At 29.7% G+C, this 16,339-nt stretch carries 19 protein-coding genes; 1 reads left to right on the plus strand and 18 read right to left on the minus strand.

The features are described from left to right. Window positions 1-18: 18 nt before the first annotated feature. The 5 genes from KQI41_RS13580 to KQI41_RS13600 all read right to left on the minus strand — a co-directional run bounded on the left by KQI41_RS13580 (window position 19) and on the right by KQI41_RS13600 (window position 6,019). A complete protein-coding gene (locus KQI41_RS13580; protein ID WP_154439383.1) occupies window positions 19-621 on the minus strand; it encodes a LolA family protein in 603 nt (200 codons plus the stop codon). Window positions 622-635: 14 nt separating this feature from the next. Beyond that, complete coding sequence (locus KQI41_RS13585) at window positions 636-1,898, minus strand: NAD(P)H-hydrate dehydratase (RefSeq protein ID WP_154439384.1); 1,263 nt, start codon at window positions 1,896-1,898, stop codon at window positions 636-638. Window position 1,899: 1 nt separating this feature from the next. Then, window positions 1,900-2,511 carry a coiled-coil domain-containing protein gene (locus KQI41_RS13590; RefSeq protein ID WP_154439385.1) on the minus strand — a complete coding sequence of 204 codons (612 nt, stop codon included), beginning with the start codon at window positions 2,509-2,511 and terminating at the stop codon, window positions 1,900-1,902. Window positions 2,512-2,762: 251 nt separating this feature from the next. Then, window positions 2,763-4,376, minus strand: a complete 1,614-nt coding sequence (locus KQI41_RS13595) for an ABC transporter ATP-binding protein (protein ID WP_154439386.1) — start codon at window positions 4,374-4,376, stop codon at window positions 2,763-2,765. Then, window positions 4,373-6,019: an ABC transporter ATP-binding protein gene (locus KQI41_RS13600; RefSeq protein WP_216585484.1), complete on the minus strand. Its 1,647-nt coding sequence runs from the start codon at window positions 6,017-6,019 to the stop codon at window positions 4,373-4,375. The genes KQI41_RS13595 and KQI41_RS13600 overlap by 4 nt, the downstream gene beginning before the upstream one ends. A 222-nt stretch (window positions 6,020-6,241) precedes the next feature. Between KQI41_RS13600 and KQI41_RS13605 the strand changes: the two genes are divergently transcribed. Further along, the gene (locus KQI41_RS13605; RefSeq protein ID WP_154439388.1) at window positions 6,242-6,505 is read left to right on the plus strand and encodes a hypothetical protein; all 264 of its coding nucleotides are present in this window, start codon (window positions 6,242-6,244) and stop codon (window positions 6,503-6,505) included. Window positions 6,506-6,642: 137 nt separating this feature from the next. Here the strand turns inward: KQI41_RS13605 and KQI41_RS13610 are convergent, their stop codons facing one another. The 13 genes from KQI41_RS13610 to KQI41_RS13670 form a co-directional block, all read right to left on the minus strand. After that, a complete protein-coding gene (locus KQI41_RS13610; RefSeq protein ID WP_154439389.1) occupies window positions 6,643-7,437 on the minus strand; it encodes a class I SAM-dependent methyltransferase in 795 nt (264 codons plus the stop codon). A gap of 156 nt (window positions 7,438-7,593) precedes the next feature. After that, window positions 7,594-7,857: a CD3324 family protein gene (locus KQI41_RS13615; RefSeq protein ID WP_154439390.1), complete on the minus strand. Its 264-nt coding sequence runs from the start codon at window positions 7,855-7,857 to the stop codon at window positions 7,594-7,596. 383 nt (window positions 7,858-8,240) lie between these two features. Then, on the minus strand, window positions 8,241-8,468 hold the full coding sequence (locus KQI41_RS13620; RefSeq protein ID WP_154439391.1) for a GNAT family N-acetyltransferase: 228 nt from the start codon (window positions 8,466-8,468) through the stop codon (window positions 8,241-8,243). Between the two features lie 152 nt (window positions 8,469-8,620). After that, a complete protein-coding gene (locus tag KQI41_RS13625) occupies window positions 8,621-9,619 on the minus strand; it encodes a GNAT family N-acetyltransferase (RefSeq protein ID WP_154439392.1) in 999 nt (332 codons plus the stop codon). 317 nt (window positions 9,620-9,936) lie between these two features. After that, window positions 9,937-10,491, minus strand: coding sequence for an orotate phosphoribosyltransferase (pyrE, locus tag KQI41_RS13630; protein ID WP_154439393.1), 555 nt, complete (start codon window positions 10,489-10,491; stop codon window positions 9,937-9,939). Between the two features lie 42 nt (window positions 10,492-10,533). Next, window positions 10,534-11,430, minus strand: coding sequence for a dihydroorotate dehydrogenase (locus tag KQI41_RS13635; protein ID WP_154439394.1), 897 nt, complete (start codon window positions 11,428-11,430; stop codon window positions 10,534-10,536). Next, window positions 11,423-12,154, minus strand: a complete 732-nt coding sequence (locus tag KQI41_RS13640; RefSeq protein ID WP_154439395.1) for a dihydroorotate dehydrogenase electron transfer subunit — start codon at window positions 12,152-12,154, stop codon at window positions 11,423-11,425. Before KQI41_RS13640 ends, KQI41_RS13635 begins: the two co-directional genes overlap by 8 nt. Then, window positions 12,144-13,001: an orotidine-5'-phosphate decarboxylase gene (gene pyrF, locus KQI41_RS13645; RefSeq protein WP_154439396.1), complete on the minus strand. Its 858-nt coding sequence runs from the start codon at window positions 12,999-13,001 to the stop codon at window positions 12,144-12,146. Before pyrF ends, KQI41_RS13640 begins: the two co-directional genes overlap by 11 nt. A gap of 10 nt (window positions 13,002-13,011) precedes the next feature. Continuing rightward, window positions 13,012-14,208 (minus strand): dihydroorotase, encoded by a 1,197-nt coding sequence (locus tag KQI41_RS13650; RefSeq protein ID WP_154439397.1) that lies wholly within the window; start codon window positions 14,206-14,208, stop codon window positions 13,012-13,014. A 1-nt stretch (window position 14,209) separates the two neighbouring features. Beyond that, window positions 14,210-14,638, minus strand: a complete 429-nt coding sequence (locus KQI41_RS13655) for an aspartate carbamoyltransferase regulatory subunit (protein ID WP_154439398.1) — start codon at window positions 14,636-14,638, stop codon at window positions 14,210-14,212. Then, window positions 14,638-15,561, minus strand: a complete 924-nt coding sequence (gene pyrB, locus KQI41_RS13660; protein WP_154439399.1) for an aspartate carbamoyltransferase — start codon at window positions 15,559-15,561, stop codon at window positions 14,638-14,640. Before pyrB ends, KQI41_RS13655 begins: the two co-directional genes overlap by 1 nt. 248 nt (window positions 15,562-15,809) lie before the next feature. Continuing rightward, window positions 15,810-16,091, minus strand: coding sequence for a spore coat protein (locus KQI41_RS13665; protein ID WP_154439400.1), 282 nt, complete (start codon window positions 16,089-16,091; stop codon window positions 15,810-15,812). Window positions 16,092-16,109: 18 nt separating this feature from the next. Beyond that, on the minus strand, window positions 16,110-16,316 hold the full coding sequence (locus KQI41_RS13670) for a hypothetical protein (protein WP_229768505.1): 207 nt from the start codon (window positions 16,314-16,316) through the stop codon (window positions 16,110-16,112). Window positions 16,317-16,339: the final 23 nt, after the last annotated feature.

A 16,339-nucleotide genomic window follows, 5' to 3' on the forward strand; every position in this document is an offset into this window, starting at 1 on the left:
TCCTCCTTATAATACTCATTAGTCTTTAAGAAACTTAAAATCTTCATAAGTAATTTCCATCTGTAGCAAACCATTCTGATCTAATACATTTAATTTATAAGGGACAAAATCCTTTTTCCTTACCCAAATCTTAGTTAAATCTCTATATTTATTTTTTTCATCTAATTTAAGCTCAAAAACTATATGCTCCTTTCCATTTATTTCATCTATAGAGATATTTTCTACATTTTGTAAGTTGTTTAGAAAATCTCCCACAATCATCTGATTATTTAAAGATTTTATTGCCACCAATGATATGGATTGATTTATAGATGGATGCTCTACAAAAATTTTATCATCGGTATTTAGTATTACTATGCCTTTACTTTCTTTAGGGCTTAGGATTTCTAATCTATAATCATTTGATTTATTATAGCTTTCTTCAATTGTATATTCTGAAACCGTATCACCTGAAGTTATTCTTATATTGGCCTTGCATTTATATCCACCATAGTTTTCATAAGCTTTTTCTATCTTTGATAGCAGCTTTTTATTTTTATCTAATGTATTTTCATTATTCTTGGGACTACATCCTGTAAGTAAAATAGTAATAGCTATCATAAATATAAAAAACCTTTTCAATATTACACCAGCCTTTACTCTAGGATTTTTTTAATACTATAAGGAATGTTTTCTAAAATATCTGTAGCTATAATTCCATATTCGCCTTTTTCATAACTTGCCAAGTCTCCAGCCAACCCATGGCAAAATACTCCTAGTTTTGCCGCATCTTCTGGTTTTATTCCTTGACCGATGAAAGAAGCTATGATTCCTGTAAGTATATCTCCAGATCCTGCTGTAGCCATTCCTGGATTTCCAGTACCATTGATATATATTTCACCTGTAGGCAAGGCCACAATAGTATTAAATCCTTTAAGGACTACTATTATATTATATTTCTTAGATATATATTTAGAATAATAAATTCTATTTTCTTGAATATCTCTAGTACTCTTATTTAATAGTTTGGCTAACTCCTTGGGGTGCGGTGTAATAATAATTGAACTTGTGTGATTATTGAGAATATTTAAGTTAAATGAAAGGGAATTTATTCCATCTGCATCTATTACTATTGGCTTAGTATAATTTTTTAAAACCTCTTGGATTATATATAATCTATCTTTATCTGCTCCTATACCTGGTCCAATGGCTATTACATCCAATCCCTTTATTTCATTTAATATACCATTTAAGGATTCCTTAGAAAAGAATCCTTCATTGTCTTTGACTGGTTTTATTATGGCCTCTGTTAATTTTATACTCATTATAGTCTCAATAGCTTGTGGTACAATTGTATAAACAAGACCAGAACCAGTCCTAAGAGCCGCCTGTGATGCTAAGTACACTGAGCCCGTCATACCTTTGCTTCCAGCTATTATACCTACTTTTCCATAAGTTCCCTTATGGCTTTCCTTTTCTCTTTTGGGTAATAACATTTTAATAGAATCATCTATATTTCCAATGGGAGAAATATTAGAGTATCCTGCTACAAAAGCTATGGCATAATCTTCCTCATGGGAAATTGATAAATCCATACTTTCTATTCCTAGGTCAGTCATTCTTAACTTTCCATTTCCAATTAAATTTATATAAGGCTTACCCCTTCCATCGTGTAAAACCTCAATATTTTTCCATTCCACAGTGGATATACCTGTTCCTAGAGCCTTGCTTACAGCTTCCTTAGCTGCAAATATACCGCCTACAGTTGTAGCTTTATGTCCACCTTTTGATATATATTTTATTTCATTTTCTGTAAATATTCTACTATAAAAAGAATCTTTCTTTGTCAATAAAATTTTTTTTATTCTATTTATATTTACAATATCTATTCCTGTAAATAGTTTGTTTTTATCGTTCATATTATTTTAATCTCTCTTTATCAATTTTTTCTATCTCCTCAGAGCCCAAAACTCCATGTAAAAAAGTGTAAGTTTCATTTATCCACTCTTCATAGTTATGTTTTGTGTCTATTAAAATCTTTAATCTTGCTCTCAAAGTCTCTATTTCGCTATTGGCTTCCTTTACAAACTTTTCCCTAATCTTCAACTCACTGTAGCTGTACTCAATTGTTGCTTTAAGTAACTGTAGATTGCTTTCTCTTATTTCTTTAGGAATAGTTTCAAGTTGAAATGTCAATTCATCTAAAGCCTGATTTATTTGTAGTATTTGTTCTTTATATTCATCTAAAAGTCCTATATTTTCAACTTTACTTTCATTGTTGACAGAATCAGATATTCCAAGAATCATTTTCATAGACCTTAGCTTTTGTTTTTGTAATTCTTTATTTTGTATCTCCAGTTCCTTTTCTCTAGATACTAGTTCCATAAGTTCTTCTTTAGCATTTTCAATTTTCTTGTTATCTACATTTCCAAATAGTTTAGTCCAGCTAGGTTCACTATATAATAATGGTATTTTATTTTTAAGTAATATATCTTTATCTAAATTATCTAAGTTCATATTTCTATTAAACAATTTTATCACTCCCATATATCATTTTACTCATTTTTATAATCTTTTTCAAACAATATAATCTTTATTTCTAGAAATATATAAAAAAGGCTTCTTTAGACCTATTTGAGAAGCCTTTTCTATCTGTTATATTCCACAGTCTCGAAACTCAAATCTATTTGCTCGTTACCTTTGACCTACCTACAGTTCACTCACTACGTTCGTTCACTGGGTTAGGTCATAAAAATAAGCTAGAGTCCTCTACTCTAGCCTATTTATATAACAGCCTTATTCTTTACTGTAAAAACTTTATTATATCTATTCTTAGTCTCTTCAAATATTACATGACTTACATTTACTATGGTCACTCCTTCTAAATCAAGTAATGTATTTTCTATTTCCCTTGCTACATTACTATCTAAACTTGCAAATGCCTCATCAAGAAATATTATATCTGACTTATTTAGAAGTCCTCTTGCTATGGCTATTCTAGACCGTTCTCCTCCAGAAATATTTTTTCCATTATCATAAATCATAGTATCTAATCCATTTGGTAAAGCCTTTAAAAAGTCTTTTAGACCAGCTTTATCTATTGCAAGATTAATCTCATCATCATTATAGTCTTTGTATAAAGCAATATTGTTACGGAGGGTATCTTCAAATAAAAATACTTGTTGTTCTACATTGGAAATATTTTTAAAATAGCTCTCCTTCTTAAGATCCTTTAAGTCATTTCCATCTACTAATATTTTACCTTTGGTAGGGTTAAAGTATTTCCTTAAAAGTTTAAGCAAAGTAGATTTACCACCGCCACTAGGTCCTATTACCAAATATTTTTCACCTTTAGTAATATTTAAGCTAATATCATTTAAAATCTCCTTATTATCATAGCTAAAGAATACATTTTGAAATTCTATTGTATTTTTAAAATTATTTAACTCCGTTGTTTCCTCGTAATCCTCATGATTTTCAAGACTATGATCTAGTTTTGTAAATAATGATTTTACTGAAAATATTTTTGGAAACCACTCTCCTAAATTCATCAGTGGAAATATTACTCTGCCCATATTATTTATTATTAAAATAACTGCTCCTGTAGTAATGGAACCCTTTATTGCCATAAACGCTGATATAAGTAAAATAGAAAAGGTAGAAGCATATACTATAAACTGTTGTATAGACAGAGTATAAGTATGAATTTTATCTATTGTATATCCCTTATATTGAATATCTTTACTTTTATTATAAAAATCATCTTTTACTTTTTCATTTAAATTATTAGCTTTAATTATTTGAAAGGCTCCAAGAACTTCTTTTATATATGATGTATATCCTTCAAATAATTCTGCCCTATGTTTTTCATGTTTTTGTAATGGTTTTCCTACTATCATTGATAAAACAACAGATGCTACAGATATACCGATTCCAATAAACAAAGCCCATGGACTTACAGAAGCTATAACTATAAATGATATTAAAAAACCAATAAAACTATTTCCAACTTCATATATTCCTTCTAAATATTTTTTCTCTATATTGTTCATATCATTAGTCATAGATGATAAGTATACTCCATTATTCTCAGCTTGAAACTCATTTATATTTTTAGCAAATAATCTTTCCATATAAGTTATCTTTGTTTTTACTAAGGATTTATATATGTATAATCCTCTTGTATATGAAATCAAAATACTAAATGGAAGTGATAATCCAATAAGTATAAATATTTTCACAGCTTCACTTTTAAACAACGTCATATTGCCTTCTAAGGCTGAGTCTATTATTTTCATCATGCTGATACTTACATATCCATCTATGGAGATTCCAATAGTCAATACTAAAAATGCTAAAATCAAATATATCATAGATTTCCTTATGGTTTTCTTCATATTGCCACCTCCATAAAATATTCTTTTGAATCATATTTGTAGATATGCTGATTTTTAATTTCCAATACATAGTCATATTTCTCTGTTATTCCTTCATAATATCTATGGGATATGGCAATAACTGTACAATCCAAGGAAAGAATAGTTTCTTCTACCTTTCTGCCTAATTCTTCATCAAGGCTTGATGTCCCCTCATCTACAAATAGTATCTCTGAATCTTTTACTATGGCTCTTGCAATAGAAATTCTTTGTCTTTCTCCACCAGATAGATTCTTTCCATTCTCCATCAGCATTTCATTTATTCCATTTTCTTTTTTTCCAATAAGTCCATCTAACCCCGCTTGATTTGCGGCTCTTAAAATTCTTTCTTCCTCATAAGATTTATATAAAGCTATATTATTGTAGATAGTATCTTCAAATAAGAACACATCTTGATATATAAAGGAAACCTTGTCATTTAAGCTGGATTCTTTTATATCTTTATAGGACACATTATCTACTATTATTTCACCTTTATAATCATCATAAGTCATGGATAAAAGTTTAATTAAAGTAGATTTACCTGCACCACTGGCTCCTTTAAGCAAATACTTTTTCCCCTTCTCTATGGTAAAAGAGGCATCTTTAAGTATTTCTTTTCCATCATATTCAAAATATAAATCTTTTACTTTGATTTTATCTGTAAATACAAAATCTTTTTCTTTATCTACTGCTGTTGAATTTTCCTCATCTACTTTTGTGATTTTATCAAATATTTTAGCTGATGATTTCAATTGATTAAATAAAGGTAAAATAGATGTAATATTCCATATACAGCCGTTGGACAATTGAAACATATAAGTAATTTTAGTTAAAGATATTCCTTTACTCATTAAAGTGGATAAATATACTAGAGCAATCATTACAAATCCAAATCCTAAGAACTCCATAACTCTTCTTTGACTATCTGTATAAACATTGTAACTAAATTTCTTTTTCTCAAGTCCTATAATGGATTTCAATGATTTTGAAAGAAATTGATCTTCAATATTGTTTAATTTCAATATTTCTAATCCATTAAATGTATTGGATATATTTACAGCAAAATCTTCATTATATTCTGATACTTCTTCCTGAAGAGATATTGTCTTTTTTTCAAAGGTCTTACTAATTAAGAATAAAAATATTGAAATTGCAAATGCACCTATGGCGAACTTTAAATCTAAAAAAGCTATAATAGTCAGAGATACTACATATATACCTCCACGATATATTACATTAATAAGTTGTAAGAAAAAATTGCTTTCAAATAAATTTATATCGTTGATTAAATTTGAAATATAAGTATCCTTAGACTTTTTACTAAATTCTTTATAAGATGAGTTTAATATCTTATGAAAGGCTAAAAGTCTAACATCAAGTAATGTGTCTCTCATATAGGATATTCTCATAAATCTAGACACGATATATAATATAGCACCTAATATTATAACTCCCAATGAAAGCCATAAAACCTTAAGGAAGTTTTCCTTTGTACCTACTTGAATACTACCTATTATCATTGACATAACTAAATTTACTAAAGTACTATCTAACACTGGTATAAAACAAGCCAATATGTACATCATAAATCGTGATTTCCGTTTCATTAAAAGTTCTTTCATATTATCCCCCCGTTTTATAATTCAAAATTATCTTACTTTTTATTTCCTAATATGATATTAGTATATTTTGTTAATTTTGTCAACACATTAATTAACATATTTAATTTATACTTTAAAATTATTAATATAAAAATTAAATATGTTAATAACACATTATAGAAAACTTTTCCTTAATATTAATTGTTATCTTGTAAATACTATTATTATATGGAGGTGATTTATTTGAAAGATAAACATAAATTTAATCAACCTTATTATACTGAACCTGTCAACAAAACAAACTCCAACATTTCCAATGATAATGAGGATTGGAAAAAAACAGGATTTTATCGAAATAGTGAAGATTTTCCACCACGAGGTAGTTTTATAAGCATACCAGAAGATGTATTGCTTGGGACCAATGGAAATCTATTAGATTCTATAGTTAAAGATAAAGATGAAACTATTGGTTCAGATTTATATAAAGAAACAAAAAATAATAAATAATTTCCAAGGTTATATTCTGTTAAGTTAATACTCCTTCCATTATTTACTCAAAAACAAAGCACTAAAAGCTATGAGATTTCAGGAATCCTATAGCTTTTAGTATTTGTATTTCTATATAACAAGTTATTATGACTTAACTAATAAACAGTGGCTTTTATGCTAAATGACATCGGAAATTTATCAACATTATATTCAAGGTTAAACAATCCATTCCCTACATTTTTCATGCCCCCAGCATTGAAGAAGTTTTCCTTATATTCATTAAAGTAATTTATATGCAAACCAGCATTTGTAAGAGCATTAATGATGTCAGAAACTGTGTACATCCAAAAATATGCTTTTACACCATGTTTGGGTGCTGAAACATATCCACCAATTGAATCTTCCTCATCAGGAATTTTGCTGAAGTAGGGATACTGAATCTCCATTTCATTTTTCGCAAGTTTATCTGTATTAAAGGTCAAGAAAAACGGATGAGAATCAAAAACGTAAACAAATCCATTATCGTTTAAAAGATGTCTAATCGTTTTTGCCCACTTATTCAGGTCTGGAAGCCAACCAATAGCACCTTCCGAAACAAAAACTACATCATATTTTTCATTATGTTTTTCCATTAATGTCATAATATCAGACTCAATGAAATCAATATTTTCTACATTTAGATCATTGGCAAGCCTTTTAGCATAAAAAATATTATCTGGTACTAAATCAACACCTATTACTTCTCTTGCTCCCATCTTTGCTAAAAGTATTGTGTCAGCTCCTGTATTACATTGAAGATGTATAACCCTTTTGCCTTTTAAATCACCAATTTCATTTTTTATATACATATTAAACTCATGGGTCTCATTTAATAGCTTTTTTTTAAATGCTTCATAATGATCTTTCGATACTTGGCCCCAAGCATGTTTGTTTAAATCAATTTCTTTCATTTATTTATCCTCCATAAATATAAGTTTTAAAATATATGATTTCTTAATTTTTATTATATAGAGCATTGGCTGAATATAATATATCAAGAACAATTAATATAAGTTCTTAACAAAAAAGATTCACCTAATTAAAGTTAGATGAATCTTTTTAATATTTTATTTAGAATAAACAATTCTTTTAATACTTTCAATGGAAAGGCAAAATTCCTCTGACAGTTCATCCATAGATAATCCCACAAGAAACTTTTCACGAATTTGGCTGTTTCTATGATCTAAATATACTCTATGACCTGAATTTTCTCCCCATTTCTTTCTAACCCCTTCTGGCTTAGGAATATATACTAATTCCCCTTGTACATATTTTTGTATTTGTTCTAATAATTCTTCTGGGAAAATATTATTTGCTTTAATATATTTCATTCTAACCTCACCCCTTAAAAAATTTTGTTCTAAGGACGCAAAGTCTACATTATAAACAACTTATTCATAAACAAGTTAGAATGAATATTGGCAATCATACCATTTTACTCCATACAAACTAATTGCCACCGTTTATCTTGTATGACTTTGCATGGAGGATGTGCCGGTTTTATAATTCTTTAAGTACATTGAAAACACCACCTTATAAATTTATTATATCGTTAAAAATCATATTTTTATATTATAATATATTCTTTGAAAAAGCAAATATATATAAGTGATAATAATAAATATTTTTAGTTCGATGTTTTGTTAAAAGCACGACATTATACCAGTATTGATATAAGTGACGTGCTTTTAAAAGGAAATATTTAAATTGTATTTCATCTATTGCTAAAAGTATAAGCAGTTGCCAATGTATCATCATAAACATCTTTAACATCTAAATACTTATTAAAGTCTTCACCTACGATTTCTTTTATTACTGCTTCCCAAAAAACATGCGATGCCTGATTATTAGGATGAACCGTTAATTCCCATTTTCCAGGGTGCAGCTCAACTACCTTTTTGGCAGCATATCTTCCAATTCCCTTTCTGCGATACTTCTTCATTACAAAAAATTCACATCATTATTTTCATACTCCGAAAAGTCATATTCATATAATTCAATTAAATGTGCTAATATTTCTTTTTCTTCCTCTTTTACTTTAACAATTTCAATATCCATAGTTTCCCTCTTTCTTCCCTGAAACTCATATTTATCCTAGAACCTTTTCTTTAAAAAGTACTGCTTTATACCATCAGGGTAATCATCTAGTATAGAGAATACCTCATATCCACATCTTTTATAGAACCATGGTGATTGATAACTAAATGTACACGTATGGGCAAAAATACATCCATATTCTCTAGCCATTCTCTCTGCTTCAGTAATCAATATCCTGCCGTATCCTTTTCCTCTATATTTTTCATTAATCCACATTACATCAATATACATGCAATAATTAAAAGTATCACATAAGATTGCTCCTATTGTTTCTTCATCAGAAGTTTTAAGATATAAATTAATATCAATACCCGGCTTTCTTAATACTCCTTCTGTCTTCATTACATTATGTTTAAATAGTCCTTTACAAACACAATCATAGTCATCATTCGAACAGTCTGTTGTGATTATGATGCTTTCATCAAGCTTTTTCTTCACATGAAGCCCACCATGCTGAACATCTCTTGCATATAACATGTCATTTAATGTTTTGATAATATCTGCTAAATTCCAAACAAATACGTCAACTAATGTATCTTTCCCTTTAGGAGATTGAACAACCTGCTTTTTTACTTTTCCACCTAGATATAAATAGTATTTATTAGAAGATACTTCATGCCAATTATACACTATTAGCTCTCTAAATCCGTACACCTTAAATTCATCTACTATGCTTTTAATCAATTTAATACCAAGTCCACGTCTCCGATATTCCCGTTTTACAAACAGATAACTTAGTTCTACTCCATCATCACTGTCTTCCCTCTCCGCTATACTTGCTCCTACAAAACCAGCAAATTTTTCTCCATCAAAAGCTCCATAAATCCGCCTTATATCATCATATTTTTCGTTTATCCATGACGTAAGATATTTCAGTTTTTCTTCTCTATCTATCGTATTAGTCAGAACAACTCCCCTATAATCATCATTCCAACATTCAATTAGTAAATCAACAGCCTTATATAATTCCTCATCATATAATTTACGGATTAACATAACCCTACCTCACTCCTATATTTCATTTTCTTGTTTTTCCCATTAATCTCGTGAGCTAATAACTGCTCGATATTTGAAAGTACCATCCATTATAATATACAACTCAAATTTTATTATATAAGGTATTGATTGAATATAATATATCAAAAACAATTAATATAAGTTCTTAACAAAAAAGATTCATCTAGTTAAAATTAGATGAATCTTTCTAATATTCGATTATGTATTAAAGCAATGTTGAAATTATATTATCATTTAAAGAAAGTCAACTTACTTCCCTTGCCGTAGTACTGCATGAGAATTCATCTCATGCATCACTATATCTTTCTACTTCCAGGTTTTACTATCTCTAGTCCTTCTTTACATAAAGGACATTCCTCTTTATCATATGTTTTTATTTCTAAATCAGTTCCTCCATAAATAGGATATTTAATATCTCCTTTAGACCTATTGGCAATACAAGCTATGCCTACTACTATTCCTCCATGTTCTTCTACTACCTTAATAGCTTCATAAGCTGATTTTCCAGTAGTTACTACATCTTCAGATATAATCACTCTCTGTCCCTTTTCTATATGAAATCCTCTTTTTAACTTCATTTCCCCATCTTCTCTTTCAGTAAATACAGCAGGTTTACCTAATTGGCGACCTAGTTCGTAAGCCACTATAATTCCACCCATGGCAGGTCCCACTACTATATCTATATCCAAATCCTTAACTTTTTCAACAATAAATGATACTGCTTTTGCTGCCTTATCTGGATATTGCAATAGTTTTGCACATTGTACATATCTATCGCTATGTTTACCTGAAGATAGTAAAAAATGTCCTTCAAGTAAAGCATCTGATTCTTTAAGTAAATCAATAATCATATTTTTTCCTCCCTTGATTTAGTGAATAACTATTCACTGTTTTTAAATTATTCCTCTGATTTCTTCCAACGATTTAATTCCTTCTTTCTCCATAAACCTCTCAATCCCATGAATAATATCTATAGAAATATTAGGATTAATAAAGTTTCCGCTACCTACTTGAATGGCAGTGGCTCCTGCCATAATAAATTCTATAGCATCCTCAGAACTTATTATTCCTCCTATACCTATTATTGGAACGTTCACTACCTTGCTTACTTCATATACCATCCTTAAAGCTATTGGTTTAATACATGGTCCTGATAATCCTGCTGTTATATTATTAAATATAGGTTTCCTTTTATAAATATCTATGGCAAGTGCATTAAATGTGTTTACAAGTGACAGTCCATCTGCCCCAGCTTCCACACAGGCATAAGCCATTTCTTTTATGTTTTCAGCATTGGGAGACAATTTTACTATCATTGGTTTTTTCGATATACTTTTGGCCTTCTTTACTACTTCTGATGCAGTATTGCATTTTATGCCAAATGCCATTCCGCCTTCCTTTACATTGGGGCATGAAATATTTAGTTCAATCATATGAACTGAAGTTTCATTTAAAAGTTCTATTCCTTCTAAATAATCATCTATGGTGCTACCACCTAAATTAGCCAATATTACAGTATCTTTCTTCTCCATAAATGGCAATTCTTCTTCGATAAATCCCTTTACTCCAGGATTTTGTAATCCTATGCTGTTCATTAGCCCTGATGGTGTTTCATGAATTCTTATGCCTTTATTTCCATCCCTTTTATTTAATGTAAGTCCCTTAGTAGAAATACCACCTAATTTTTCTATAGAAAAATACTCCTCAAATTCTCTCCCAAATCCAAAGGTACCAGATGCAGCTATGACAGGATTTTTAAATTCTATTCCGCAGATATTTACCTTAGTCAATAGTTATCTCCTCCCCTTTAAATACTGGTCCTTCTTTACATACTCTTTCTATTCCCCTTATGGTCTCCACAGTACATCCAAGACAAGCACCTATTCCACAAGCCATTCTATTTTCCATTGAAATATATAAAGGTACTTTTCCTTTACATATATTCATTACTACTTTCATCATAGGAGTTGGACCACAGGTATAAACTAAATCATATTCCATAGGATTAAATAATTCAGTTACAAAACCTTTGTGTCCTTCTACACCATTATCTGTTGCCACAAATATATTATCTACATATTGTCCTATGGTTTCTAAAAAATATGGTTTATCTCTAAAGCCACAGTATAAATCTACATTTATATTAAGGCTTTTAGCCAGATATAACATTGGTGCAATACCTATTCCACCAGATATTAAAGCAATTTTTCCCTTTGTATTTATATTAAATCCATTGCCCAATGGTCCTAGTATACTTAATTTATCTCCTTTTTTAAGCTTAGATATAATATGAGTTCCTCTACCTTTAACTTCATATAAAAATGTAATTTTACCATTATTTAAATCTGCAATAGAAATAGGTCTTGATAAAAATGGATCTAAAGCTTCCCAACCTCTAATCATATAGAATTGTCCTGGAAAACCTTGAAAGTCTCCATTAAGGATAATCTCGTATATATTTTCACTGATTTCTATATTAGATTCAATAATCCCATCTTTATAGCTACTTTTCATAGCCTATGTCCTCCCTCATGGAAAATACTGCTTCTCTTGTATATTTTTCAAAATTTCCGATGCCATCTTCATGCTTTTTATATGCTGTTATTATTCCTCTTGAAGAATTTACAACTCCGCCGTTCCCATTATTTAAATAAAGATTTACATCTTGTCCTTTAGCTCCTTGTGCACCATATCCAGGAATTAAAAAATACATATTTTTGTATCTTTCTCTTATTTCTATTGCCTCATCTGTATGAGTGCCTCCTACTACTCCACCTATTAAACTATATCCAAATTGCCCCATATATTTAGTTCCTAATTCTTCTAATTTATTTCCAATATGATAATAAAGTTTTTCTCCGTTTACATCTAAGTATTCAATGTCTTTAGCCCCTGGATTAGATGTTCTAAGAAGTACAAATATGCCTTTATTTCCTTCATCTAAATATTTGAAATAAGGTGTAATGCTATCAAATCCCATATATGGATTAAGGGTAATAAAGTCCACTTCAAAATCTCCTTCAAAATGCCCCTTTGCATACATATCTGCCGTAGATTGAATATCTCCACGCTTTATATCTCCTATGGTTAGAGCCTTTAGACTCCTTAAATATTCTAAGGTCTTTTTATAGGCTATTAACCCCTTAATTCCATAAGCTTCGTAATATGCTATTTGAAGTTTATAAATTGCTGTAATATCTTCTGTACAATCTATTATTTTTTTATTAAATCTAAAGATTATTTCATCTACATCCTTATATTTCAGCTTTATATCCTCAGGAATATAATCTAAATGTGTGTCTAGTCCAATACAGACATTTCCTTTAGCTTGTACTTCTTTGTAAAGTTTATCTATTATCATATCTTCACTCCTAGTTTTTATACTCTTTATTTACATACTTTGTCTCTCCATCTTTTAAAGTCATGATTACTTCACCGTAGAAATTCATACCATCAAAGGGAGTATTTTTTCCCTTAGATAAGAATGTATTACTGTCTATTGTAATCTCCTTATTTAAATCTATAAGGACTAAATCAGCAATATATCCTTTTTCTATTCTGCCTTTTTTAACCTCCATTATCCTTCCAGCATTAGCTGACATTAATTTAGATAATTTCATTAAATCTATTTTTCCAGATTTCACTAGATTAGTATAGGTCACCGAAAAAGATGTTTCTATTCCAGATAAACCTGGTGCTCCTTTTTCTTTGTCCTCTTTAGTATGAGGCGCATGGTCTGTTGCTATTGTATCTACTGTTCCATCTATTATTCCTTCAATAATTGCATCTCTATCTTTCGCTGTCCTAATAGGTGGATTTACCCTATAATCATTGTCATAAAGTGCAATATGATGTGGTGTTACTTCACAGGTCACATTTACTCCCTCTTTTTTAGCCCTTCTAATTTCATCTATGGCTTCTATGGTGCTTACATGAGCTAAATGTAATTTTCCACCTGTTACCTTAGATAAATATATATCTCTAATAGTAATGATATTTTCTGATATTCTATAGTCTATCTCTGTTAAATCATCATCTTCTGCATGGGTAATTATTGTTAATCCTTTTTCCTTTGCCTTTATCATGGCATTATACATTACTATATTGGATGTTACACCTTTGCCATCATCTGATATAAACTTTACTCTACTATCTAAAGTATCTAAATGCTCCAAGGTTTCTCCATCAAAGTCTTTAGTAATAGAGACAGTTTGATGAACATTTACTAAATCTAGCTCCTTGGCCTTATTTAGCACATATTCAACTATATCCATAGAGCTGCATATAGGGTTTGTATTTCCCATTAAGTTAACTACAGTATACCCACCCTTTAGGGCTGCCAATCCTCCACTAAATAAATCTTCTTTATGAGTAAATCCCGGTTCTCTAAAGTGAACATGAAGGTCTATGAAAGAAGGCATAAGAGTCAAGCCTTCTCCATCTATCTTTCTACAATTATAATCTAATTTGTCAGCAAAATCCTTTATTACTCCATCTTTAATATATAAATCTCCGATGAAATCCTTAGATTCATCTACTATTCTGACGGATTTTATTAAAAGTTCCATTTTAACCCTCCCAAGAATATATCTGATCACAATATTCACATTTATATGTTCCCTCTTTTTCATCAAGTAATACAAATTTATGAACTATTCCTCTTTCTACTGAAGTTATACACCTGGGATTCTTACATTCTATAATTCCTTCTACTTTATCTGGTAATGATAAATTTATTTTCTCCCTTATTTTTTCATTTTCTATTATATTTACAGTAATATTTGAGTCAATAAATCCTAACATTGCCAAATCTATATCTATTTCATTTTCAATTTTTATAATATCTTTACGACCTTGTTTGCAACTTACAGCGTTCATTATTAACGCTACAGTAAAATCTGCCTTATCAAGTCCTAGATGTTTAAATATTATAATTCCATATCCTGGTTTAATGTGATCTATTACAATTCCTTTTGAAATACTATTTATACTTAACATTATTTCACCCCCAATAGTTTAGCAATTAATGCCATTCTAGCAAACATTCCATATTTAGCCTGTCTAAAATACCATGCTCTAGGATCATTATCTACTTCCATGCTTATTTCATTTACCCTTGGTAGTGGATGAAGAATTGTTAAATCTTTTTTAGCAGTTTTCAATTTTCCATTATCCAATATATAACTATCCTTTAGTCTTATATAGTCAGCTTCATTGAAGAAACGTTCTTTTTGTACTCTAGTCATATATAAAATATCAAGCTTATCTATGACTTCTTCAAGTCTTTCTACTTCTACATAATCTAAAGATTTCTTATGAAGAATTTCTGTTTTAATATATTCTGGGGTTTGCAATTCATTTGGGGATATTAATATAAATTTTATATTTTCATATCTTGATATTGCTTTTATTAAAGAGTGAACCGTACGACCAAATTTTAGATCTCCACATAGTCCTATGGTTAAATTTGAAAAGCTACCTTTTGCAACTTTAATTGTTAAAAGGTCTGTAAGTGTTTGAGTTGGATGTTGATGTCCTCCGTCTCCTGCATTGATTAAAGGTACATCTGAATAATATGATGCGTATTTAGGTGCTCCTTCTTTTGGATGACGCATAGTAATAATATCTGCATAAGCTGCAACTGTTCTTATGGTATCTGCTAGGTTTTCTCCTTTAGACACGGAACTTGAATTTGGTTCTGAAAAACCTATTACCTTGCCGCCTAATCTAAGCATTGCAGCTTCAAAGCTTAATCTAGTTCTTGTACTAGGTTCAAAGAATAAAGTCCCCAGTACTTTCCCATCACATAAATGTATAAAGTCCTCTGGATTGTCTATAATTTCCTCTGCTAATTTAAAAATGTCTTCTAGTTCTTCCACTGTAAAATCTTGTGGGTCAATTAAATTTCTTCCTTTTAACATTTTAATGCCTCCTTATAGTCTATAAGATCTTTAAAGGATTAGCGTCAAAAAATGCCCTCCATAAAGGAAGGCACAAGAATATCATGTACTATTTTTATCTCCGCTGTCCTTCCTAATCTCACAGGATTAGATTAAAGGTATTTATTTATCACTAATAAAATTAACATAAAATATAGGAAAAGTCAATAAGAGATTTTTTTATTTATGAATTCAAATAATAAGAACTCCTAAATGGAGTTCTTATTTAACTATTGCATTTGATTTCCTGATGACGTACTATTTACTGCAGATGTTAAAGTAGTTTTTAATTGATTTATATCATTTGATTTAGCTGTCGGTGCTGGAGTGTAATATCCTTTTTGTTCAGCTATTTGATATAATTGATATTGCATTTGCTCTGCTTCATCTCTTAATGTTTGTAAAGTTGATCTTAATTGTTGGTTTGCACATTCTTGTATAGCAGTAGTATAACAGTTTATACTTGCTTTAGTTCCACCTAGAATATCATTAACTATATCTCTTTCTTGCATTATTTCTCCTACCTCCTTTTATAATGAGTTGATTAAATTTGTAGCTGTCATTTTAGCATCGCTACTTGCTTGTTGAAACATTTGTTTTAATTGTGGGTCTTGAACTTGATTCGCATAATCTTCAAATTTACAACTCATAGTTAAGTGTTCTCCTGCAATTTCCTTTACTGAATTAAGTTCCTGATAAGTTAAATTACTTAAATTTAATGTGTTTTTAAGTGCCATAATTACACTCCTTTCAAAATGAT

Origin of the sequence: Tissierella pigra, assembly GCF_018917845.1 — a bacterium.
GTDB lineage: Bacteria > Bacillota > Clostridia > Tissierellales > Tissierellaceae > Tissierella > Tissierella pigra.